This window comes from Streptomyces lanatus, from assembly GCF_014655715.1.
Taxonomy (GTDB): domain Bacteria; phylum Actinomycetota; class Actinomycetes; order Streptomycetales; family Streptomycetaceae; genus Streptomyces; species Streptomyces lanatus.
The window spans coordinates 314,977-336,673 of record NZ_BNBM01000002.1; the positions used below are offsets into that span (position 1 = coordinate 314,977).

The 21,697-nt window shown below is 70.0% G+C and carries 22 protein-coding genes; 11 read left to right on the forward strand and 11 right to left on the reverse strand.

Features of this window, described 5'->3' with window-relative positions; genetic code table 11:
- The first annotated feature begins 116 nt into the window (after positions 1–116).
- Positions 117–1,955 (forward strand): alkaline phosphatase family protein, encoded by a 1,839-nt coding sequence (locus tag IE325_RS06605; protein ID WP_373315115.1) that lies wholly within the window; start codon positions 117–119, stop codon positions 1,953–1,955.
- Between the two features lies 1 nt (position 1,956).
- Here IE325_RS06605 and dusB read toward each other — a convergent pair whose 3' ends face one another.
- Positions 1,957–3,099: a tRNA dihydrouridine synthase DusB gene (gene dusB, locus IE325_RS06610; RefSeq protein ID WP_190068764.1), complete on the reverse strand. Its 1,143-nt coding sequence runs from the start codon at positions 3,097–3,099 to the stop codon at positions 1,957–1,959.
- 64 nt (positions 3,100–3,163) lie between these two features.
- Here dusB and IE325_RS06615 point away from each other — a divergent pair, with 64 nt between their 5' ends.
- Positions 3,164–4,609, forward strand: coding sequence for an MFS transporter (locus IE325_RS06615; RefSeq protein WP_190068765.1), 1,446 nt, complete (start codon positions 3,164–3,166; stop codon positions 4,607–4,609).
- A gap of 21 nt (positions 4,610–4,630) precedes the next feature.
- Here IE325_RS06615 and IE325_RS06620 read toward each other — a convergent pair whose 3' ends face one another.
- Entirely contained in the window at positions 4,631–5,518 is an 888-nt protein-coding gene (locus tag IE325_RS06620; RefSeq protein ID WP_190068766.1) for a helix-turn-helix transcriptional regulator, read from the reverse strand.
- A 101-nt stretch (positions 5,519–5,619) separates the two neighbouring features.
- Between IE325_RS06620 and IE325_RS06625 the strand changes: the two genes are divergently transcribed.
- The 3 genes from IE325_RS06625 (at position 5,620) to IE325_RS06635 (ending at position 8,057) form a co-directional block, all read left to right on the forward strand.
- Positions 5,620–7,047 (forward strand): MFS transporter, encoded by a 1,428-nt coding sequence (locus IE325_RS06625; protein ID WP_190068767.1) that lies wholly within the window; start codon positions 5,620–5,622, stop codon positions 7,045–7,047.
- A 144-nt stretch (positions 7,048–7,191) separates the two neighbouring features.
- The gene (locus IE325_RS06630) at positions 7,192–7,413 is read left to right on the forward strand and encodes a hypothetical protein (RefSeq protein ID WP_190068768.1); all 222 of its coding nucleotides are present in this window, start codon (positions 7,192–7,194) and stop codon (positions 7,411–7,413) included.
- Between the two features lie 20 nt (positions 7,414–7,433).
- The gene (locus IE325_RS06635) at positions 7,434–8,057 is read left to right on the forward strand and encodes a GNAT family N-acetyltransferase (protein ID WP_190068769.1); all 624 of its coding nucleotides are present in this window, start codon (positions 7,434–7,436) and stop codon (positions 8,055–8,057) included.
- A gap of 4 nt (positions 8,058–8,061) precedes the next feature.
- Here the strand turns inward: IE325_RS06635 and IE325_RS06640 are convergent, their stop codons facing one another.
- Positions 8,062–8,661, reverse strand: a complete 600-nt coding sequence (locus tag IE325_RS06640) for a TetR/AcrR family transcriptional regulator (RefSeq protein ID WP_190068770.1) — start codon at positions 8,659–8,661, stop codon at positions 8,062–8,064.
- A gap of 29 nt (positions 8,662–8,690) precedes the next feature.
- On the reverse strand, positions 8,691–9,698 hold the full coding sequence (locus tag IE325_RS06645; protein ID WP_190068771.1) for an aldo/keto reductase: 1,008 nt from the start codon (positions 9,696–9,698) through the stop codon (positions 8,691–8,693).
- A gap of 173 nt (positions 9,699–9,871) precedes the next feature.
- On the opposite strand from IE325_RS06645, the gene IE325_RS06650 reads away from it, so the two are divergent.
- A complete protein-coding gene (locus IE325_RS06650) occupies positions 9,872–10,918 on the forward strand; it encodes a chitinase (protein WP_190068772.1) in 1,047 nt (348 codons plus the stop codon).
- Here the strand turns inward: IE325_RS06650 and IE325_RS06655 are convergent.
- Positions 10,901–11,431 carry a GNAT family N-acetyltransferase gene (locus IE325_RS06655; RefSeq protein ID WP_190068773.1) on the reverse strand — a complete coding sequence of 177 codons (531 nt, stop codon included), beginning with the start codon at positions 11,429–11,431 and terminating at the stop codon, positions 10,901–10,903. The two genes, IE325_RS06650 and IE325_RS06655, sit on opposite strands and share 18 nt — an antisense overlap.
- Positions 11,428–12,075 (reverse strand): maltokinase N-terminal cap-like domain-containing protein, encoded by a 648-nt coding sequence (locus IE325_RS06660; RefSeq protein ID WP_190068774.1) that lies wholly within the window; start codon positions 12,073–12,075, stop codon positions 11,428–11,430. The genes IE325_RS06655 and IE325_RS06660 overlap by 4 nt, the downstream gene beginning before the upstream one ends.
- Before the next feature lie 200 nt (positions 12,076–12,275).
- On the opposite strand from IE325_RS06660, the gene IE325_RS06665 reads away from it, so the two are divergent.
- Positions 12,276–13,325 carry a methyltransferase domain-containing protein gene (locus IE325_RS06665; protein WP_190068775.1) on the forward strand — a complete coding sequence of 350 codons (1,050 nt, stop codon included), beginning with the start codon at positions 12,276–12,278 and terminating at the stop codon, positions 13,323–13,325.
- Here IE325_RS06665 and IE325_RS06670 read toward each other — a convergent pair.
- Positions 13,322–13,933 carry a LysE family translocator gene (locus tag IE325_RS06670; protein WP_190068776.1) on the reverse strand — a complete coding sequence of 204 codons (612 nt, stop codon included), beginning with the start codon at positions 13,931–13,933 and terminating at the stop codon, positions 13,322–13,324. The genes IE325_RS06665 and IE325_RS06670 overlap by 4 nt on opposite strands.
- A gap of 122 nt (positions 13,934–14,055) precedes the next feature.
- Positions 14,056–15,438 (reverse strand): glycine--tRNA ligase, encoded by a 1,383-nt coding sequence (locus IE325_RS06675; protein ID WP_190068777.1) that lies wholly within the window; start codon positions 15,436–15,438, stop codon positions 14,056–14,058.
- Between the two features lie 142 nt (positions 15,439–15,580).
- On the opposite strand from IE325_RS06675, the gene IE325_RS06680 reads away from it, so the two are divergent.
- Genes IE325_RS06680 through IE325_RS06695 form a run of 4 tightly spaced genes read left to right on the forward strand, consistent with a single transcriptional unit; the run spans position 15,581 to position 18,706 of the window.
- Positions 15,581–16,546 carry a metal ABC transporter solute-binding protein, Zn/Mn family gene (locus IE325_RS06680; protein WP_190068778.1) on the forward strand — a complete coding sequence of 322 codons (966 nt, stop codon included), beginning with the start codon at positions 15,581–15,583 and terminating at the stop codon, positions 16,544–16,546.
- Positions 16,547–16,554: 8 nt separating this feature from the next.
- Complete coding sequence (locus tag IE325_RS06685) at positions 16,555–17,334, forward strand: metal ABC transporter ATP-binding protein (protein WP_190069214.1); 780 nt, start codon at positions 16,555–16,557, stop codon at positions 17,332–17,334.
- Positions 17,334–18,236, forward strand: a complete 903-nt coding sequence (locus IE325_RS06690; protein WP_190068779.1) for a metal ABC transporter permease — start codon at positions 17,334–17,336, stop codon at positions 18,234–18,236. The genes IE325_RS06685 and IE325_RS06690 overlap by 1 nt, the downstream gene beginning before the upstream one ends.
- Positions 18,237–18,295: 59 nt before the next feature.
- On the forward strand, positions 18,296–18,706 hold the full coding sequence (locus IE325_RS06695) for a Fur family transcriptional regulator (protein WP_190068780.1): 411 nt from the start codon (positions 18,296–18,298) through the stop codon (positions 18,704–18,706).
- A gap of 4 nt (positions 18,707–18,710) precedes the next feature.
- On the opposite strand, the gene IE325_RS06700 is transcribed toward IE325_RS06695, so the two are convergent.
- Genes IE325_RS06700 through IE325_RS06710 form a run of 3 tightly spaced genes read right to left on the reverse strand, consistent with a single transcriptional unit; the run spans position 18,711 to position 21,563 of the window.
- The gene (locus IE325_RS06700) at positions 18,711–20,651 is read right to left on the reverse strand and encodes a polyprenyl synthetase family protein (protein ID WP_190068781.1); all 1,941 of its coding nucleotides are present in this window, start codon (positions 20,649–20,651) and stop codon (positions 18,711–18,713) included.
- Positions 20,620–21,009 (reverse strand): DUF6114 domain-containing protein, encoded by a 390-nt coding sequence (locus IE325_RS06705; RefSeq protein WP_190068782.1) that lies wholly within the window; start codon positions 21,007–21,009, stop codon positions 20,620–20,622. The genes IE325_RS06700 and IE325_RS06705 overlap by 32 nt, the downstream gene beginning before the upstream one ends.
- Positions 21,006–21,563 carry a DUF6230 family protein gene (locus tag IE325_RS06710; RefSeq protein ID WP_190068783.1) on the reverse strand — a complete coding sequence of 186 codons (558 nt, stop codon included), beginning with the start codon at positions 21,561–21,563 and terminating at the stop codon, positions 21,006–21,008. The genes IE325_RS06705 and IE325_RS06710 overlap by 4 nt, the downstream gene beginning before the upstream one ends.
- Between the last annotated feature and the right edge of the window lie 134 nt (positions 21,564–21,697).

The following is a 21,697-nucleotide window of genomic DNA, read 5'->3' on the forward strand; positions in this document are numbered from 1 at the left end:
GGAGTGGGTGAACAAAGGCCGAGGTGGGACCGTACGAGGGAATGGCGGGTCTTCAGCCTCCCCAGCGTGGCCCGCCACACCACTTCAGCAGGGGCCTCGCACGGAAGGACCTTCGGGTGCCTGTCTTCACGCGCTTTCGTCAATTGCCGGGCAGAGACGGCGACTTGCCCATAGAGACAGCACCCGAGGAGCCCGCAGCCGCCGACGGCGAATCCGCCCCACAGGGGCCACCCGCACCTGACGACGAGAGTGAAACGGGTGGTGCGGGTGGGAACAAACCGGCCGAAGGCGAAGCCGAGGCCGAAGTCGAAGTCGAAGGCGGACGGAAGAGACACCCCTACCTCCCCTGGACCCTCACCCTCCTCTCCGCCGCCGTCATCCACATCTGCCTCCAAATGCCGAACACCCTCGGCAACCTCAAACCCACGGAGTTCATCCGCCTCCCCGCAGAGGCGATCATCGGCGCCGCGGTCCTCCTCAGCCTCCCCCGCCGCCCCCGCGTCATCATCGCGGCCACAGCAGGCGCAGCCCTCGGCGCCCTCACCACCCTCAACTTCCTCGACATCGGCTTCAACGAATACCTGGGCCGCCACTTCAACATCGTCCTGGACTGGGAACTCCTGGACGACGCCCAGTCGTACATGAAGGACTCGATGGGCGGCACCACCACCGTGCTGCTCACCATCGGCCTCATCCTCCTCGCCGTACTCCTGATGGTCGTCGTCGCCCTGGCCACCGTCCGCGTCGCGAACATCCTGGCCCGGCACAAGGCGGACGCGTCGAGGGGCGCCCTGATCGCCGGCACGGTCTGGATCACCTGCACGGCGTTCGGCCTCCAGATCGCCGGCGTGCCGCTCGCCGCCGACCACACCGCAGGCATCATCAAGGTCCACGCACACCGAGCGGTGGACACCCTCCGGGACGAGGCGCAGTTCGCGAAGGACGCGAGGGCCGACACCTTCGGCAGCACCCCGCCCGCCCAACTCGTCCCCGACCTGCGCGGCAAGGACGTCATCTTCACGTTCATCGAGAGTTACGGCCGTACCGCGATCGAGGACCCGGACATCGCCCCCGGCGTCACCCGCACCCTCGACACGAGCACCGCGGCCCTCGCGAAGGCCGGTTTCCGCGCGAAGAGCGGCTGGCTGACGTCGGCGACGTTCGGCGGCAACAGCTGGCTCGGCCACTCCACGACCCTCTCCGGCCTCTGGATCGACAACCAGCAGCGCTATCGCACGGTGATGGCGAGCGATCACCTGAGCCTGACCAAGGCCTTCCAGAAGACCGGCGACTGGGACACGGTCGGTGTGATGCCGGGCGTGCAGAAGAGCTGGCCCGAGCAGAAGTACTACGGCCTGGACAAGCTCTACAACGCCTTCCAACTCGGCTACAAGGGCCCGAAGTTCAGCTGGTCGACCATGCCCGACCAGTACGCCCTCGAAGCCTTCCAGCGCCAGGTCCACGGCAAGAAGCGCGACAAGCCCCTGATGTCGGAGATCATCCTGACCTCCAGCCACCAGCCCTGGGCACCGATCCCGAAGATGGTCGACTGGGACGATCTGGGCGACGGCTCCCTCTTCAAGGCCATCCAGCAATCAGGCACCAAGCCGGCCGACATCATCTCCGACTCCGACCGCTCCAAGCAGGAGTACGGCAAGTCGATCTCGTACTCCGTCACCAGCCTCACGCAGTGGCTGGAGCGCTACGGCACCGACGACACGGTTCTGGTCTTCCTGGGCGACCATCAACCCATGTCCCGCGTCAGCGGCACCAAGGCGAGCCGGGACGTGCCGATCTCGATCGTCGCCAAGGACCCGAAGATGCTGGACAAGATCGCCGACTGGAACTGGACGGACGGCCTCCAGCCGGCCTCCAAGGCCCCGGTCTGGAAGATGAGCAGCTTCCGGGACCGCTTCCTGACGGCGTACGGCTCCACCCCGAGCGGGAAGAAGTAGCTCAGCCGCCGGAGGTGTCCAGCTCCGCGTCCTCGCCCACGCCCGCGCAGTCGTACGGGTCCTTCAGCCACCCGTCCGGCAACACCACCCGGTTGTTGCCGGACGTACGGCCACGGGGACCGTCAGCGCCCGTCGGCCACGGCTGATCCAGGTCCAACTCGTCCAGGCCGCCCCGGAGTTCGGCCAGCGAGGACGTGATGGCGAGCCGCTTGCGCATCTCCGAGCCGACCGCGAAGCCCTTGAGGTACCAGGCGACGTGCTTGCGGAAGTCGATGACGCCCCGCGCCTCGTCACCGATCCACTCCCCGAGCAGCGTGGCGTGCCGCACCATGACGTCGGCGACCTCTCGGAGCGCGGGCCGTGCGATGTCGGCGTCCCGCCCCTCGAACGCGGCCACCAGGTCCGAGAACAGCCAAGGCCGCCCCAGGCACCCGCGCCCGACCACGACCCCGTCGCACCCGGTCTCCCGCACCATCCGCACCGCGTCCTCGGCCGACCAGATGTCGCCGTTGCCGAGCACGGGAATCTCCGGCACATGCTCCTTCAGCCGGGCGATGGCGTCCCAGTCGGCGGTGCCGCCGTAGTGCTGAGCGGCGGTACGGCCGTGCAGCGCGATGGCCGTGACGCCCTCCTCGACGGCGATCCGCCCGGCGTCCAGGTACGTGATGTGGTCGTCGTCGATGCCCTTGCGCATCTTCATCGTGACCGGCAGATCGCCCGCCCCACTGACCGCCTCCCGCAGGATCGCCCGCAGCAGGTTCCGCTTGAACGGCAGCGCCGAGCCGCCGCCCTTGCGGGTCACCTTCGGCACCGGGCACCCGAAGTTCAGGTCGATGTGATCGGCGAGGCCTTCCTCCGCGATCATGCGGACGGCTTTCCCGACCGTGGCCGGGTCGACGCCGTACAGCTGGATCGAGCGCGGCTTCTCGCTCTCGTCGAAGTGGATCAGCTGCATGGTCTTCTCGTTGCGCTCGACCAGCGCCCGGGTCGTGATCATCTCGCTGACGAACAGCCCCTTGCCGCCGCTGAACTCCCTGCACAGGGTGCGGAAGGGCGCGTTCGTGATCCCGGCCATGGGGGCCAGGACGACGGGCGGCTGGACGGTGTGCGGGCCGATCGGCAGGGGCGGGGCGGTCGTGGGCATCCACCCATTCTCACGTACCGGACGGGGTGCGGCTAAATTCATTAGTTAGGCGTACTATTCAAGAATGCCGGAGTTCAGCCCACGCCGCCGGATGCTGGTCCTCGCGATCTGCTGTATGAGCCTGCTGATCGTGAGCCTCGACACCACGGCCCTCAATGTCTCCCTGCCCGCGATGCAGCGCGACCTCGGCGCCAGCACCTCGGGGCTGCAGTGGACGATCGACGCCTACACCCTGGTCCTGGCCTCCCTGCTGATGCTGGCCGGCTCCACGGCGGACCGGATCGGCCGCAAACGGGTCTTCATGACCGGCCTGATCCTGTTCACCATCGGCTCGGCCCTGTGCTCCGTCGCACCGACCCTCGACTCGCTGATCGTCTTCCGGATGGTGCAGGCGGTCGGCGGCTCCATGCTCAACCCGGTCGCGATGTCGATCATCACCAACACCTTCACCGACCCGCGCGAGCGCGCACGGGCGATAGGCGTGTGGGGCGGCGTCGTAGGCATATCGATGGCCGCGGGACCGCTCGTCGGCGGTCTGCTCGTGGACGGGGTGGACTGGCGCGCGATCTTCTGGGTCAACCTTCCGGTGGGTCTGGCCGCCCTCCTGCTCACCCTCCGCTTCGTCCCCGAGTCCCGTGCGCCGAAGGCCCGCCGCCTCGACCCGGTCGGCCAGCTCCTGGTGATCGCCCTGTTCGGCTCCCTGACGTACGCGATCATCGAGGCGCCGAACGCCGGGTTCACGGCCGTCCTGCCGTTCGCGGTGATCGCGCTGGCGGCGCTGCTCGGCCTTCTCTGGTACGAGCCCCGTCGCGCCGAACCCCTCATCGACCTGCGGTTCTTCCGGTCTGCGCCGTTCAGCGGGGCGACGGTGATCGCGATCGGGGCGTTCGCGGCGCTGGGCGGGTTCCTGTTCCTGTCGACGCTGTATCTGCAGAACGTACGCGGCCTCGACGCCCTGCACGCCGGCCTGTGGATGCTGCCGATGGCGACGCCGATGTTCCTGTGCGCGCCGCTGTCCGGACGGCTGGTGGGGAGCCGTGGGCCCCGGCTGCCGCTGCTGGTGGCGGGCCTCGCGATGACGACCAGCTGTGCGCTGTTCGCCGTCTTCGAGGCGGAGACGTCCAATGTCACGCTGCTGCTCGGGTACGTGCTCTTCGGCATCGGGTTCGGGTTCGTGAACGCGCCGATCACCAATACGGCGGTGTCGGGGATGCCGCGGGCCCAGGCCGGGGTGGCGGCCGCCGTCGCCTCCACCAGTCGTCAGTTGGGGCAGACGCTGGGGGTCGCGGTGATCGGGGCCGTGTTGGCTTCCGGGGTGGGGGCGTCGTCGTACAAGGAGTCGTTCGTGGCCGCGGCGGGGCCGGGGTGGTGGGTGCTCACGGGGTGTGGGCTGCTGGTTCTCGTGGCGGGGCTGGTCACGAGTGGGACGTGGGCGCGGGGTACGGCTGAGCGGGCGGCTGATTTGCTGGAGTCGGGTGAGCTTCGCAAGGCGTCTCGGGTGGTTGCGTAGCGGCGGAGCTGCATATTCAACTCAGCCCCGCGCCCCTTTGAGGGCGATCTCCTGCAGCTTCTTGAGACGCTCTGCCGACTCCTCATCCGCCGGCACATACGTCACCATCCGCGGCCCCACCTCCGGGCTCAACCACAAGTCGGTGTGATCGACCACGAGTCGACCCACGTACCGGTTGAGGAACTCCTTGCGCTTGCTGCGGTGGGACACCACCTCATGTCGCTCCCACACCTCGCGGAACTGGGGGGACTCCGTGCGAAGTCGCTTGAGGAGCATCTTCCAGGCGGGCTCGCCGAGGTGGCCGGCCATGGCGGCGCGGAAGCGGGCGGCCATGAGGCGTTGGGTCTCGCCGAGGTGCACGATCGAGGACTGCCAGTCCTGGTTGGTGTAGGAGAGGATCATGCAGTTGCGGTCCTCGGGCGGCACCGTCTCCAGGTCGCAGAGCAGCAGGCCGTACGTGCGGTTGTGGGCGAGGATGTCGTACCGGCTGTTCTGGAGGCACGCCGGATACGGCTCCAGCTGTTCCAGTACGGCCCGCATCGCGGGTGTCACCGACGGGCAGGTCGTGGCCGGTGTCGGGTCCACCGCGCCGGCCAGCTGGAAGAGGTGGGAGCGCTCGCTGGGGTCGAGCATCAGGGTGCGGGCGAGGGCGTCGAGGACCTGGACGGAGACCTGGATGTCACGGGCCTGTTCGAGCCAGGTGTACCAGGTGACGCCGACCGCGGAGAGCTGGGCGACCTCCTCGCGGCGCAGGCCGGGGGTGCGGCGTCGGCGGCCGCGGGGCAGGCCGACCTGCTCGGGGGTGAGGTGCTCGCGGCGGTGGCGCAGGAAGGCGGCGAGTTCATGGCGCCGGATCTCCGAGGCTGCCGTGGGGCGAGAGGTCACCGTTTCCTGGGCCATGGTCGTCATGCCTCCAGCGTGCCTCGCTCCGGAACCTGTTTCCAGGTGGTTCTGCTACCAGGATAAGAACACTCTGGTACCCCCCTGAGGAAGCCCGCAGGCTCGTCACTGTGACCGAAACCATCACTGCGCACAAGACCGGCACCGCCGCGGCACCACCCTCGCTCGGCGGCCTCGGCCTCTTCACGGTGCTGCTAGCGGCGGCACTTCCTCTCATCGACTTCTTCATCGTCAATGTGGCCCTGCCCACCATCGGCCATGACCTCGCGGCGAGCGAGGCCGTGCTCGAACTGGTCGTCGCGGGCTACGGGTTGGCGTACGCCGTGCTGCTCGTCCTCGGCGGGCGGCTCGGAGACCTGTTCGGCCGGCGTCGGCTGTTCCTCGGCGGTATGGCGGCGTTCGGGCTGACCTCGCTGGCGTGCGGTCTCGCGCCCAGCGCGTGGACCCTTGTCGCGGCGCGGGTCGCGCAGGGCGCGGCGTCGGCGGCGATGCTGCCGCAGGTGCTCGCCACCATCCAGGCGGCGACCAGCGGCCCGCGCCGCGCGAAGGCCATGGGCCTGTACGGCGCCACCGCCGGGCTGTCGATGGTCGCGGGGCAGATCCTCGGCGGCGTCCTGGTCGCGGCGGACATCTGGGGCACCGGCTGGCGCTCGGTGTTCCTGGTGAACGTGCCCGTCGTCCTCGTCGGCCTGTTCCTCGCCGCCCGCGCGGTCCCGGAGACCCGCTCCCAGCACCCGGAGCCGCTCGACGGCCCCGGCACGGTCCTGCTCGCCGCCGCCCTGCTCACGCTGCTGGCCCCGCTCACCGAGGGCCGGGCGGCGGGCTGGCCGCTGTGGACGTGGCTGTCGCTGGCGGCGTTCCCGCTGGTGGCGTGGGCGTTCTACACGGTGGAGCGCAGGGCGGACCGGGCGGGCCGTACGCCCCTCGTACCGCCGAGCCTGTTCGGACTGCTGTCCCTGCGTCGCGGTCTGCTGCTGATCGTGCCGTTCTCGATCGGCTTCAGCGGCTTCATGTTCGTGATCGCGGTGGCGTTGCAGCAGGGGGCGGGGCTCGGTCCGGTCGGAGCGGGCCTTGCACTCGTACCGATGGCGGTGGCGTTCTTCTGCGTCTCGCTGGCCGGTCCTCGGCTGGTGGCCCGGTTCGGCACCCGGGTGGTGACCGCGGGTGCGGCGATCCAGGCGGTGGGCGTGGGTCTGATCGCCGTGGCCGCCTGGCGTTCCTGGCCGGGCCTCGGTCTCCTCGAACTGCTCCCCGGTGCGGCGATCGCCGGCGCGGGCCAGGCCCTGCAACTCCCCGTGGTCTTCCGGATCGTGCTGTCCGAGGTGCCGCCGGCCAGGGCGGGCGTGGGCAGCGGGGTGATGATCACGACCCAGCAGTCGGCGCTGGCGCTGGGTGTGGCGACCCTGGGCACGCTGTTCCTGTCCCTGGCCGGCGGGGTGGGCATGCGGGACGCCCTGGTGACGACGCTGCTGGTCCAGTTGGCCGGGGTGGCGCTGACGGGTCTGCTCAGCCTGCGACTGCCGCGCACGATCGCCTGAGGGCCTGATCGAGTTGTGAGGGTGTGGCCACAGGTTGGTCAACGCGCCGGGGAAGAGTCCCTGTTGATGTTGGTCTTGCTGCACACTCCTTGCTGCGCAAAGGCCGCGCACACAGACTCGATGTCCTCGGACGCTGGAGGCGTCATGCTGGAGATCAACACGAGCAAGGTGACCCGCTGGGACCACCACGGACGCGAACATGTCGTCCGGGTGGTCCGCAAGGGCACGCAACGCACGGTCAGATGTGAGACCTGTGGCTGGCGCAAGGGCGCGCAGTTCCTGCCGTGGCTGAAGGCGGAGGAGCATCTGGCGGAGGCCCACCAGGCGACGGTGGACCCGGCCGAGGCGCCGCAGTCCGACGGATGACGCACAGGATGACCCACGGCATGACGCACATCCGCCGCTACCGCCCCGCCGACCGCGAGGCCGTCGAGGACATCTGCGTCCGCACCGCGCACGAGGGCGGTGACAGCCGGCCGCACTACCGGGACCCCGCCGTCTTCCCGGCGACCTTCGCGATCCCGTACGCCGTCCTGGAGCCGGACCTGGCGTTCGTGCTGGACGACGGGGAGGGGCGGGCGGTCGGCTATGTCGTGGGCGCCGCGGACACCCCGCGTTTCGTGACGGCGTTCCGCACGAGGTGGCTGCCGTCCGTCACCGACCGCCATCCCCCGCCGGCCGGACCACCCCGCACGCCGGACGAGGAGATGGCCGGGCTGCTGCACCACCCGGAGCGGATGCTGGTCCCGGAGGTCGCCGCCTACCCGGCCCACCTCCACATCGACCTGCTGCCCGACCGCCAGGGCCGGGGCCACGGCCGCGAGCTGATGCGCACCCTGCTACAAGCTCTCGGGGACAGGAACGTCCCGGCCGTCCACCTGTCGATGGTCACGGCCAACAAGCCCGCGCGGGCGTTCTACGACCGCCTCGGCTTCCACGAGATACCCGTCCCCGCCCCGGGCCCGGTCACCTACCTCGGCCGCACGACGGACGAACTCGACGCCCTTTGACGGCTCAGTGGCGGGCCCGCAACCCCCGCAGCAACAGATCCACAAGCGCCTCGAACTCCGCCTCCACACCAGGCCGTTCCCACTCCCTGGCGTAATGCGGGTCGTGGAAGCGGTCCGTCGCTCGGAAGAGGGCGCCCGCGGTGACGGCCGGGTCGTCAGCGGTGAAGGCGCCCGCGGACACGCCCGCGCGGACGATCTCGGTGAGCTGGCCGGTGAGTTCGGCAAGGTGCTCGCTGACGACGGTCTCGGCGGTCTCCGTGGTCAGCACCGAGTACGTGGCGAAGAGCTCCGGATCGTCGAACGCCTTGCGGCGCTTGGCGGCGAACAGTGCCGCGAGCCATTCGCGCACCCGCGTCTCCGGGTCCAGGTCGGCCGCCGCGACGATCCCCGCCAGCACCCCCGTCGTCCGGTCCAGCCACCGCTTCGTCACCGCTTCCCGCAGCGCGGCCTTGGTGCGGAAGTGCCGGTAGACGCTGCCATGGCTGACGCCGAGCGCGCGGGCCACGTCGACCACGGTGGCCTTGGCCGGGCCGTGGCGGCGCAGCACCTCCTCGGTGGCTTCGAGGATGCGCTCGGCGGTCAGGGTCTGGGAGGTCGGTGGCATGCCCTAGACCGTACCTGGCAGGGGGCTGGTCACTTGCTGCCCAGGTGGGCCATCAGCGGGGCCGGGTAGCGGTCGCCGGCCGCCGCGTCCGCCGGGACCGCCTGCTCGATCGCCGCGAGGTCGGCGGCGTCCAGCGTGACGTCCAGCGCGCCCAGCGACTCGTCGAGCCGCTCGCGGGTGCGGGCGCCGACCAGCGGCACGATGTCCTCGCCCCGGGAGAGCACCCAGGCGATGGCGATCTGCGCGACGGAGACGCCCTTCTGTCCGGCGATCTTCCGCAGCGCCTCGACGAGGTCGAGGTTGTGCCGGAGGTTGTCGCCCTGGAAGCGGGGCGAGTGCGCCCGGAAGTCGTTGGCGGCGAGCTGCCGGTCATGGGTGAAGTGCCCGGAGATCAGGCCGCGCGACAGGACGCCGTACGCGGTGATGGAGATGCCCAGCTCACGGGTGGTCGGGAGGACCGAATCCTCGATGCCCCGGGAGATGAGCGAGTACTCGATCTGGAGGTCGGAGATGGGGGCCGTCGCGGCGGCCCGGCGGATGATGTCGGCGCCCACCTCACTCAGCCCGACATGGCGGACGTACCCCTTCTCGATCAGTTCCGAGATCGCGCCGACCGTCTCCTCGATCGGTACGTCGGGGTCGAGCCGGGCGATCCGGTAGACGTCGATGTGGTCGACGCCGAGGCGCTGCAGCGAGTACGCGGCGAAGTTCTTCACGGCGGCGGGTCGGCCGTCGTAGCCGGCCCACTCGCCGTCCGGGGAGCGCAGGGCGCCGAACTTCACGCTGGTCAGGGCCTGTTCGCGCAGGGCGGCGGGCGCGGTGCGCAGGGCCTCGCCGATCAGCATCTCGTTGTGCCCCATGGCGTAGAAGTCGCCGGTGTCGAGCAGGGTCACGCCCGCTTCCAGGGCGGCGTGGACGGTGGCGATCGACTCGGCCCGGTCCGCGCCGCCGTAGAGCGCGGACATGCCCATGCAGCCGAGGCCGAGGGCGGAGACCTGGGGGCCGGTGGTTCCGAGGGTGCGGGTTTGCATCGTCATGCCTCCACCATGCCCTAACAGCTGACAGATTTCAATATCTGTCATTCCATACTTGTCAGCGCGCCTCACGCGGCCATCTCAATGTGGTCCAGACCTATTGACGAGAGGTCTGGACCACGAGCACTGTCATGCCTACGACATCGCCCGCCCCGACCCCCACCGGGAGGCCCCGTATGCTCCGCCGCGCCCTCAGCCTGCTCACCGCGGCACTGGCGACCGCCTGTCTCACCCAGCTCCCCGCCGCATCCCCCGCGTCCGCCGCCGACACCTGCGCCGTCAAGTCCAAGCCGTCCGGCAAGGTCCTCCAGGGCTACTGGGAGAACTGGGACGGCGCCGCCAACGGCGTCCACCCGCCCTTCGGCTGGACCCCGATCACCGACTCCCGCATGGCGGCGCACGGCTACAACGTGATCAACGCGGCCTTCCCGGTCATCCGCTCCGACGGAACGGCACTCTGGGAGGACGGCATGGACAGCGGGGTGAAGGTGGCAACCCCCGCGGAGATGTGCGCGGCGAAGGCCTCCGGCCAGACGATCCTGATGTCCATCGGCGGCGCCACGGCCGGCATCGACCTCAACTCGACCGCCGTCGCGGACAAGTTCGTCGCGACGATCGTCCCGATCCTGAAGAAGTACAACTTCGACGGCATAGACATCGACATCGAGACCGGCCTGACGGGCAGCGGCAACATCGCCCAACTCTCCACGTCCCAGGCCAACTTGATCCGCATCATCGACGGAATCCTCGCCCAGATGCCATCGAACTTCGGCCTGACCATGGCCCCGGAGACGGCCTACGTCACCGGCGGCAGCGTCACCTACGGCTCGATCTGGGGCGCCTACCTCCCCGTCATCAAGAAGTACGCCGACAACGGCCGCCTGTGGTGGCTGAACATGCAGTACTACAACGGCAGCATGTACGGCTGCTCCGGCGACTCCTACTCCGCCGGAACCGTCGAGGGCTTCACCGCCCAGACCGACTGCCTCAACAAGGGTCTCGTCATTCAAGGTACGACGATCAAGGTGCCGTACGACAAGCAGGTCCCCGGCCTGCCCGCCCAGTCGGGCGCGGGCGGCGGCTACATGTCACCGTCCCTCGTCGCCCAGGCCTGGCGGCACTACGGCAGCTCGCTCAAGGGCCTGATGACCTGGTCGATCAACTGGGACGGTTCGAAGAACTGGACCTTCGGCGACAACGTGAAGTCACTGCAGGGCCGTTGATCCCGGCGCACGCAGGTCGAGGACATAGCGGTCGAGCAACGTCCCGTCCTCGGTGAACCGTTGCCCGCCGGGCGCGAACCCGGCCCGGCGGGCGACGGCGGCGGACGCTGCGTTGCCCGGCTCCACCTGGATCACCGCCCCGCTCACGCCCTCACCGGCCGCGTACCGGCAGACCAGGAGGACGGCCCGGGTGGCGAGCCCCCGCCCCCGCCACGCCGGATAGAGCCCGTAGGCGACATTGACCTGCCCCCGGGTGAGCCCCTCCGCCGCGAAACGCAGATCGATGGTGCCCGCGAGCGTCTCACCGACGCCCACCCGGATCCCGAACGCACGCAGCGAACCGCCCGCCGCCCACTGCTCCCCGCAGTGCCGGATATAGGCGTCGACGCCCTCACGCGTACCGGGACCGCCACTCAGCCAGCGGACCAACTGCTCGTCCTCACCCGCGAGATGGGCCTCGGCGTCGGCCGGGACCAGCGGGGAGAGGGCGATCACCCCGTCGGACAGCTTCACGGCGCCGTTCCGTGGGCGTACAGGGACGCGAACAGCCCGTGCACGCGCGGCCCGTCCGGCACCTGCCAGGCACCGCCGACATGGCCGATGGCCCCCTCGGGGACGCCGTGCGGTGCGGGCCGCAGGACGCGGTGCAGCAGGAGGGTCGTACCGTCCGGCGCGGTCAGCCAGGTGCCCTCGGAGTCCTCGGAGACGGCCGTGGGCCCGTGGGCTCCAAGCCCCGGACCGCCGTAGGAGCGAGTGACCTCCCGATCCACCACATCAGTGAGACTCTGCGCCTGGGCCTCGGCCCGCCCCTCGATCAGCGCCCACAACTGCCCGACCAGCACCGGGTCATGGCAGCCGTCGTAGGCCCAGCGCGGCCCCAGCACCCCGTGCTCCATGGTTCCGACGAGGGCATGCTCGGCACCGTCGAGAGGGGCACCGCGATAGGTCAGCGGCACCAAGTAGCTCACCGCCCCCACCTCATCGGTGGCCACCATGAACTCGATCCCGACCTCCCCCGCCGGGTCGTCCAGCCGGAAGCCGCCGGACTTGTGCAGTCGGGGCGCACCGGCACCGGCGTACCAAGGGCGGGTGGGCAGCCAGGAGGTGAGGAGTTCCAGCTTGGTCGGCTTGAGGGTGGTGTGATGAATGACGGCCATGCCGCAGGCTCTCACGAAAGCTTTTGCCACAACACGGCAACCCGTCACTCTGGTACGCTTTTTCGATCATGACGATGACGTACTTCTTCCACCTTCGCTAGTCGCTCCGTCGGCACGACGCGGTTCACCCCGGCGCCGACGATGCGGGACGGCCGTCCACTCCGCCGTCCCGGGCTGCGACGTGGGAGAAGACGTACATCATGCGCGCACGGCGTGTGTCCTTGGTGGCTCGGTGCGTACGAGGGCTGGAGCCCGCACTCGGCACGGAGATTCTGCGGACGGGTTCCGCGACCATCGACCTGATCGGCCACCGCGAGGTGAGCTTCAGAACCGACCTGAACGGAGACGGGGACGGGGTCCGGCTGCGGACCGCCGACGATGTCTTTCTGCTGGCCCATCGCCGGCACGACATCGGCCCGCACAAGACCGACCTGTCCGCCCTGGCCGACCTGGCCCGCGCGGTCGACCTGGAGGGCCTGACAAAGGCACGCCGGGGCTTCGGCGACGGCATCGAGATCTCGGCGTCCTTCCTCGGGCGCCGGACGTACAACCGCTACGACATCGAGGACACCGTCGGCCGGGTCCTGGCCGAGCGCGCGGGCGTCCCGTACCACTCACGCCGTGACGGCGACGCGCCCCCGCCCGGCCACAGCGGCTGGCGCCTCACCCTCGACGGCACCCACGCCACCCTGCTGCTGCGCCTGGGACGGCGACCGACGCACCGGCGCGCCTACAAGAGCGCGACGATCGCGGGCACCCTGCATCCACCGGTAGCCGCCGCGATGGCCCAGGCGGCCGAACTCCGCCCAGGTCAACGGGTGTTGGACCCCTGCTGCGGTGCGGGCACCCTCCTCATCGAGGCCCACCACACCACCCCCGGCACCACGCTCCTCGGCTTCGACCTCGCCCCGGCCGCACGCCGGGCGGCCCGCCAGAACGCCGGCCGGCTCCCCGTGACCATCCGCCACGGCGACGCCGGCGCCCTCCCCCTCGCCGACCGCAGCGTCGACCGGGTGCTGTGCAATCCGCCGTGGGGCGACCAGGTCGACCCGGGCGGCCGTCTCGCCGGGCACCCGGAGCGCTGGTGGCGCGAGCTCGCCCGGGTTCTCTCCGACGAGGGACGGGCGATCGTGCTGCTGCCCGACGCCCGGGGGCTCGGCCGCGCCCTGGCGCTCGGCCTGTCCCCCGTCCACGTACAGCAGTTGAGCCTGTTCGGGAGCCGGCCGCTCCTGGTCCGCCTCGAACGCTAACGGGCGGTGAGCGCCAGCTTCGCGCCCAGGGCCACGAACGACCCTGCGAAGGTCCGCCGCAGCCATGTCATCACCCGGGGCCGGGAGGTGACATGGCTGCGTACGGAGGCCGCGAGGACGCCGTACGCGGCGAAGACCAGGAACGTCGCGAGCATGAACACCGCGCTGAGCCCCAGCATGCGCGGCACCGCGTTCGCCGCGCCCGGATCCACGAACTGCGGCAGAAAGGCGAAGAAGAACAACGTCAGCTTCGGATTGAGGATGTTGATCAGCACCCCGCGCATGATCACCCGCCCCGAGGAAGGCGGCGCGGCCCCCTCCTCCACCACGATGGCGTCCTTGTCCCTGACCGTCGCCCAGGCCATGTACAGCAGGTAGGCGACACCCGCGTACTTCAGCACCTGGAACGCGGTCGCGCTCGCGTGCAGCAGCGCGGCGACACCGGTGACCGTGGCCAGGATGTGCGGCACGATCCCGAGGGTGCACCCGAAGGCGGCGACGACACTCGCGCGCCGCCCCCGGGACAGTGCGGCGGCGAGCGTGTAGACGACACCGGTGCCGGGGGTGGCGACGACGACGAGGGTGGTGAGGAGGAAGGCGAGACTCATGGCCGTAAGCCTTGTGCCGCCGCGCCCCGGGAAACAGGGCCAATCGACGTCCCCGCTCCCGGACCAATCAAAAAAGGCTGACGGGAGACATCGCGTCCCCCGTCAGCCGCTTCGACTAATCCCTACGCACCGATGAGCCGGCTCGCCAGGTACCCCTCGATCTGGTCGAGGGACACCCGCTCCTGCTTCATCGAGTCGCGCTCACGAACCGTGACCGCGTTGTCCTCAAGCGTGTCGAAGTCGACCGTCACACAGAACGGCGTACCGATCTCGTCCTGGCGGCGGTAGCGGCGGCCGATCGCGCCCGCGTCGTCGAACTCGATGTTCCAGTTCTGCCGGAGCGCCTGGGCGAGGCCCTTGGCCTTCGGGGAGAGCTCCGGGTTCCGGGAGAGCGGGAGCACCGCGACCTTCACCGGCGCCAGACGGTGGTCGAGGCGCAGCACCGTGCGCTTCTCCATCTTGCCCTTGGCGTTGGGCGCCTCGTCCTCGACGTAGGCGTCGAGCAGGAAGGCGAGCATCGCGCGGCCGACACCGGCCGCGGGCTCGATGACGTACGGCGTCCAGCGCTCGCCGGCCTCCTGGTCGAAGTAGGAGAGGTCCTGGCCGGAGGCCTTGGAGTGCGCGCCGAGGTCGTAGTCGGTGCGGTTGGCGACACCCTCCAGCTCGCCCCACTCGTTGCCGCCGAACTGGAAGCGGTACTCGATGTCAGCGGTGCGCTTGGAGTAGTGGGAGAGCTTCTCCTTCGGGTGCTCGTACCACCGCATGTTCTCCTCGCGCAGGCCCAGGCCGGTGTACCAGTTCCAGCGCTGCTCCATCCAGTACTCCTGCCACTTCTCGTCCTCGCCCGGCTTGACGAAGAACTCCATCTCCATCTGCTCGAACTCACGGGTACGGAAGATGAAGTTGCCGGGCGTGATCTCGTTGCGGAAGGACTTGCCCATCTGCGCGATGCCGAACGGCGGCTTGCGGCGGGAAGTCGTCTGCACCTGGGCGAAGTTGGTGAAGATGCCCTGGGCGGTCTCGGGGCGGAGGTAAGCGATGGAGCCGCTGTCCTGGGTCGGGCCCAGGTGCGTCGACAGGAGGCCCGAGAACTGCTTGGGCTCGGTGAACTGGCCCTTGTTGCCGCAGTTCGGGCAGTTCACATCGGCGAGGCCGTTCTCCGGGAGGTGGCCCTTCTTCGCCTCGTAGGCCTCCTCAAGGTGGTCCGCGCGGAACCGCTTGTGGCAGGAGGTGCACTCGGTGAGCGGGTCCGTGAAAGTGGCGACGTGGCCGGAGGCGACCCACACCTCGGGGGCCAGGATCACGGACGAGTCGATACCGACCACGTCCTCGCGCGACGTCACCATGTAGCGCCACCACTGGCGCTTCAGGTTCTCCTTGAGCTCGACACCCAGCGGCCCGTAGTCCCAGGCGGCGCGCTGGCCGCCGTAGATCTCACTGCAGGGGAATACGAAGCCACGGCGCTTGCTCAGGCTGACGATGGTGTCGATCTTGTCGGCGGCCACGGTGCTCTCTTCATTACGACGACGGGCAGCGAATGCTTCAGGGTACCGGCGAGGGCTCCCCCTCAACCAAATCGGTAGCCCTCTGTGGACGGCCGCTCACGCTTGTTGACAACCGTTTCCAATTTCGCTGAAAATGACTGTCATGAACGTACGACGACCACACATATCCGGGATCGCCCTCGCGGCCGTCACCGCACTCGGTATCGGCACCCTCTCCGCCTGCTCCTCCGACAGCGCCGCCGCGGGCAACACGGACAAGTTCGACGTCGTCGCGTCGTTCTACCCCATGGCCTTTCTCGCCGAGGAGATCGGCGGCGACCATGTGAAGGTCACCAGCCTCACCGAGCCCGGCCAGGAGCCGCACGACCTGGAGATCAGCGCCCAGCAGCGCGCTCAGCTGGAGGAATCCGACGCAGCGCTCTTCCTCAAGGGTCTCCAGCCCTCCGTCGACGAGGCCGTCGGCCAGTCCGGCCTGAAGACGAAGATCGACGCCGCCACGCTCACCAAGCTGGAGGACCACGGCAACCTCGAGGACAGCCATGAGCACGAGGGCGAGGAGGCGCACTCCGAGGAAGAGGAGGAGCACGCCCGCGACCCCCACATCTGGCTGGACCCGGTGAAGTACGCCGAGGTCGCCAAGGGCGTCGGCGCGGCCTTCGAGAAGGCGGACCCCGACCACGCGGCCGACTACAAGAAGAACACCGACGCGCTGGTCAAGAAGCTCGGCGAGCTCAACACCGAGTTCACGGACGGGCTCAAGAACACCAAGTCCAAGGTCTTCTTCACCAACCACGCCGCCTTCGGCTACCTCGCCGAGCGCTACGGCCTGACCCAGGAGGCCATCTCCGGCCTCGACCCGGAGAGCGAGCCCAGCCCGGCCCGGATCAAGGAGCTCCAGCAGGAGGCCAAGGCCGACGGCGTCACCACCGTGTTCTACGAGACACTTGTGTCCGACAAGACCGCGAAGACCCTCGCCGACGACGCCGGCCTGAAGACGGACGTCCTCGACCCGCTCGAGGGCATCACCGACAAGTCCAAGGGCGACGACTACTTCGCGGTCATGCAGGCCAACCTCACGGCCCTGAAGACGGCTCTGGGAGCCAAGTGATCGACCCCATGGAGGACGGCATGACCGAGCCCGTCATCTCACTGCGCGGCGTCCGCGCCGAGCTGGGCTCGCGCCCCGTCCTGCGCGGCATCGACCTCACCGTGGGCCACGGTGAGGTCGTCGCCCTGCTCGGCGCCAACGGCTCGGGCAAGTCGACGGCCGTACGCAGCGTCATCGGCCAGGTCCCGGTCAGCGCCGGTGAGATCGAGCTGTTCGGCACCGCGCGGGCCCGGTTCCGCGACTGGTCGCGGGTGGGCTACGTCCCGCAGCGCACGACGGCCGCGGGCGGCGTGCCCGCCACGGTCGGCGAGGTCGTCTCCTCGGGCCGTCTGTCCCGCACCCGCTTCGGCGTCTTCCGCAAGGCCGACCACGCCGCCGTACGGCATGCCCTGGAGCTGGTGGGCATGGCGGACCGCGTGAAGGACTCGGTCAACGCCCTCTCCGGCGGCCAGCACCAGCGCGTCCTGATCGCCCGTGCCCTGGCCTCCGAGCCCGAGCTGCTGATCATGGACGAGCCGATGGCGGGCGTGGACCTGGCGAGCCAGGAGGTGCTGGCGCGCACGCTGCGGGAACAGGTGGCGGCGGGCGCGACGGTCCTCCTCGTGCTCCATGAACTCGGGCCGCTGGAGCCCTTGATCGACCGCGCGGTGGTCCTGCGCGACGGCTGTGTACTGCACGACGGCCCGCCCCCGAAGGCAGTCGGCCAGCACGCACTCCCCGGCCACGACCATGTCCACCCCCACGCGGCTCACGACGCCGAGCCGATCCGGACGGGACTGCTGAGCTGATGGACTTCCTGAACTACGACTTCATGCAGCGGGCGCTGCTGGCGGCCGTACTGGTCGGCATCACGGCCCCGGCGGTGGGCATCTACCTGGTCCAGCGCCGCCAGGCGCTGATGGGCGACGGAATCGGCCATGTCGCGATGACCGGCGTCGGTCTCGGCTTCCTCCTCTCCTGGTCGCCGGTGTGGATGGCGACGCTGGTGTCGGTGCTCGGCGCGATCGCCATGGAACTGATCCGCTGGTACGGCAGGATGCGCGGCGACCTCGCGCTCGCGATGCTCTTCTACGGCGGTATGGCCGGCGGCGTGATGTTGATCAACCTCGCGCCGAACGGCTCGAACGCGAACCTGACCTCGTATCTCTTCGGCTCGCTGTCCACGGTGAGCGAGTCGGACGTGACGGCGATCATCGTGCTCGCCGCCTTTGTGGTGCTGGTCACCCTCGGCCTGCGCCGCCAGCTGTTCGCGGTGAGCCAGGACGAGGAGTTCGCGAGGGTCACGGGCCTCCCGGTCCGCGCCCTGAACCTGCTGACCGCGATCACGGCGGCGGTGACCGTGACGGTCGCCATGCGCGTGGTGGGCCTGCTCCTGGTGAGCGCGCTGATGGTGGTGCCGGTGGCGGCGGCGCAGCAGCTGACGCGGAGCTTCGCGGCGACGTTCGCGATCGCGGTGGCGATCGGTGTGACGGTGACGATCGGCGGCACGGTCACGTCCTACTACCAGGACGTGCCGCCCGGCGCGACGATCGTGCTGCTGACGATCGGCGCATTCATCGCGCTGACCGCGCTGGCGACCCCGCTGGCCAGGCGCAGGGCCCGCGCCCTGGCGGCGGCCCAGCCTTCCACCGACCCGGCGGAGTGTGCGATTCCGGCCAGCCGGGGGACGGACGGGAAGGTGAGCGTCTGACCGCGCTCAGCCGGGGCTGGCACAATGGCCCGGCAAGTGCAGACGTGAGGAGGCAACCGGTGACCACCGCTGGACCGCCCGTGAAGGGCCGCGCGACTCGGCAGCGGGCCGCTGTGGCGGCGGCCCTCGACGAGGTCGACGAGTTCCGCAGCGCGCAGGAGCTCCACGACATGCTCAAGCACAAGGGCGATTCGGTCGGCCTCACCACGGTCTACCGCACCCTCCAGAACCTCGCCGACGCGGGTGAGGTCGACGTCCTGCGCACCTCCGACGGCGAGTCGGTGTACCGCCGTTGCTCGACCGGCGAGCACCACCACCACCTGGTCTGCCGGGTCTGCGGCAAGGCGGTGGAGGTCGAGGGTCCGGCCGTGGAGAAGTGGGCGGACGCGATCGCGGCCGAGCACGGCTATGTGAACGTGGCGCACACCGTGGAGATCTTCGGCACATGCGCGGAGTGCGCCGCGCGCTGAGCGCCTAGTGAGAGCGCCGCGCGCTCTGCTGTGCCAGATACCGCAGCCGAGTGCGATGCGGGGTGTCGGGAAGTCGGTGCAGCAGGTCCTGCGCCTGCCCGGCATAGGCGTCAGCGGCCGACCGGGCCAGAGCGAGTGCGCCGGTCTCCTGGAGCAGCTCGCGCAGCTCGGGAAAGGCCGCTTCCGTGTCAGGGGCGCGCCATACGGCGTCCAGGCGGGCCCGTTCCTCAGCTCCCGCGTGTTCATGGGCGAGCAGCACCGGCAGAGTGGGCCGGTGATTGCGCAGATCGCTCGCGGGGTCCTTGCCGACGTCCTGCGCGGAGCCGTCGTAGGGCAGCAGGTCGTCGCGGATCTGGAACGCCATCCCGAGGGCCGTACCGAAACCGTCGAGCGCGTCGGCGTGTTCGCCACCACCGCTCAGTTGCGCCCCGAGCCGGCAGGAGAGGCCGAAGAGTACCGCCGTCTTCAGGCGGGCCATCTCCAGATAGCGCTCCTGTCCGCAGGTCAGGTCGTCCTCGATCTCCAGCTCCATGGCCACGCCCCGGGCCATGGCTTCCGCGGTCGCGCTCACTCCGTGCCATGCCTCGTTGACCTGTTCCGCGCTGATCCCGCGCGTCAGGCATTCCGTCAGGCTCTGCATGGCGGACATGTACAGGGCGTTGGCGGCGAGCAGGGCGAAGCCCTGACCGAAGCGGCGCGGTGCGGTGTCCCGGCCCCGTCGCTGCTGGTCCCCGTCGATGATGTCGTCGTGCATCAGGCTCGCCACATGGGTCATCTCCATCGCGACCGCGACGGGCAGCACCGACTCCGGTGATCCGCCCACGGAACCGGCGCTCTCCAGGACCAGCACCGGCCTGAGCAGTTTGCCCGGCGGCAGCAGGGCGTGCTGCTGGATACGGGCGAGAGCGTCGTCGTCGGCTCCCGTGACGCGCCGGGTGAGCTCGGCGCGGGCGGCCCGGTGCGTGGGCCACTGCCGGATGTCCTGGGCGACAGATGCCGCCGTGGTGATCCCCGCGTCCTCCGTGCACGTCGGCGACTGCCGCAGCGTCAGCAGGGCGAGCCGTTTGAGTTCCGCCTTCCGGATGCGGGGGACGCGGCGCAGTACGGCCGGCAGATCGCTGGTGACGGCGTCGAGGTGCGAGCGGTAGAGGGAACCCATCGCATCGATCGCGGCCCCGCCGTACGGGGGCAGTCCGGCGGCCAGTTTGTCGCCGTACGTCAGCAGTTCGCGGGCATGCCGGGCCGCCCGGCCCAGCGCCTCCAGCACGCCCGGTGTCGCCCGGCGTTCGAGGAGTTCGGCGCGATCAGTTCCGCAGGCGCGCAGCATCTCGTCGGAGATCCCCGCCCAGCCGCGGGCCAGGTCCTGGGAAAGATCGCGGAGATTGTCCACCCGGTCCAGTCCCTCGCCGAAGGCCATGGCCAGCTCGTCGAGCACCGGATCATCGCCATCATCGCCTGAACAACCGAGCAGGGGAAGGGACATCCGCACGGGGGCGCCGGCGACGCCTCGGGCGAAGGCGGACAGCTCTTCCTCGGTGGCGAAGCCGTCGCGGCGGCCGATGTCGCCGCGGGTGGTCTCGATGAGCTCCCGCACCGGTTGCCGTGGCAGCGGGAAGCGGGTGATGGCATGCACCAGGGCCGCGCGGACGGGATGCTCGGAGGTTCCCGCGCCGATCTCCTCCAGCAGCAGTCCGGTCTCGTCGTCGAAGCGCGCCGGGCCGGACCCGTCACCGTCCGCCAGGTCGTCCACCCACCGGACCAGCGCTCCGACGGCTGCCAGCGCCGGGCGGTGCCGCGCCGGCAGCAGGGCGCCCGGCATGGCCATGCCCCGGTCGGTCTTCAGGGCCAGCTGGAAGCAGGTGCGGTACGAGTTCCGCAGCCTGGCGTCCGTGATCCCGGAGGCCGTGAGGCAATCATTGAACTTGTCGATCTCCCAGCGCGCCACGACGCTGCCTTTCTTCTTCTGAGTACGGGCCCGGGGCCCAGGTAACGGTCATCGCGCCGCCCGTGGAGAGCAGCAGGAACCCGAGGAACAGACCGCCCAGGTTGGCCATGACGAGACTGACGAACGCGATGGCCAGGGCGAGGACGCCGGGGAGGACGCACCGGTCCGGAGACCACCAGGCGAGGACGCCCGCCGTCAGGGCAGCGACACACACCAGCCACCCCGTCGCCCCCGCGAGCCCGGAGAACTGGACCAGCCCGAGCCCGCCCCAGGTCGTCCACACCACCTCGACCCCACCCGCCATGATCAGCAGCCCGCCCCAGAACGGCCGGGACCGGCGCCATGCCGTCCAGCTCACGGGCAGCCGTCCCCGTCGCGGCTCACGCCCGCCTGGAATCCCCGCGCGGACATGGTGGCCGCGGTGTAGGCGCGCGGCTTGATCGTGACCTGCGACGCCTTGAACGAACCGGCCGTCAGCTCGAACGGGCGCGACGGTTCGGCTTCCACCGCCAGCCCGGCGTCCGCCATGGACAGACGGGAGGCGGACAGGCCGGCGGCCTCGATGGTGAAGCCGGACGCGCTCATGGACTCCATGCCGATGTGCACCATGAAGCGCCCGGCGAGAGGGACGCGCACGGGAGAGGTCAGACAGACACGCTCGGCTCGGAAGTCCTTGAACAGCTCCACGAACGCGGCGTCGGTCCTGCCGCCAGGGGCTGCGCCGGGGGCCAGGGACAGACCGGAGACGGTGACGCGGTCAGCGGTGATGGTGACCGGGGAGCGCCCGGCCATGGACACCTCGATGGCACCCGCGTTCCCGCTGGCCAGCAGCGCGAAGGCGGCGCCGTTGACCGCCGCCAGAAGAACCGCGCAATGTCTCCGCCGGACACCGCCACGCCACTCGCCCCTCATGAAGCCCCGCCCTTCGATCCTTGAGCTCACATCGGATCATCGGCTTGGACAACAGTCGGACTTCCCACGAGGACACGGGGTGGGAGCGGGCCACACGGTTTTCGCCCCCGCCGGCGGTCGCTGAAATTCAGCCC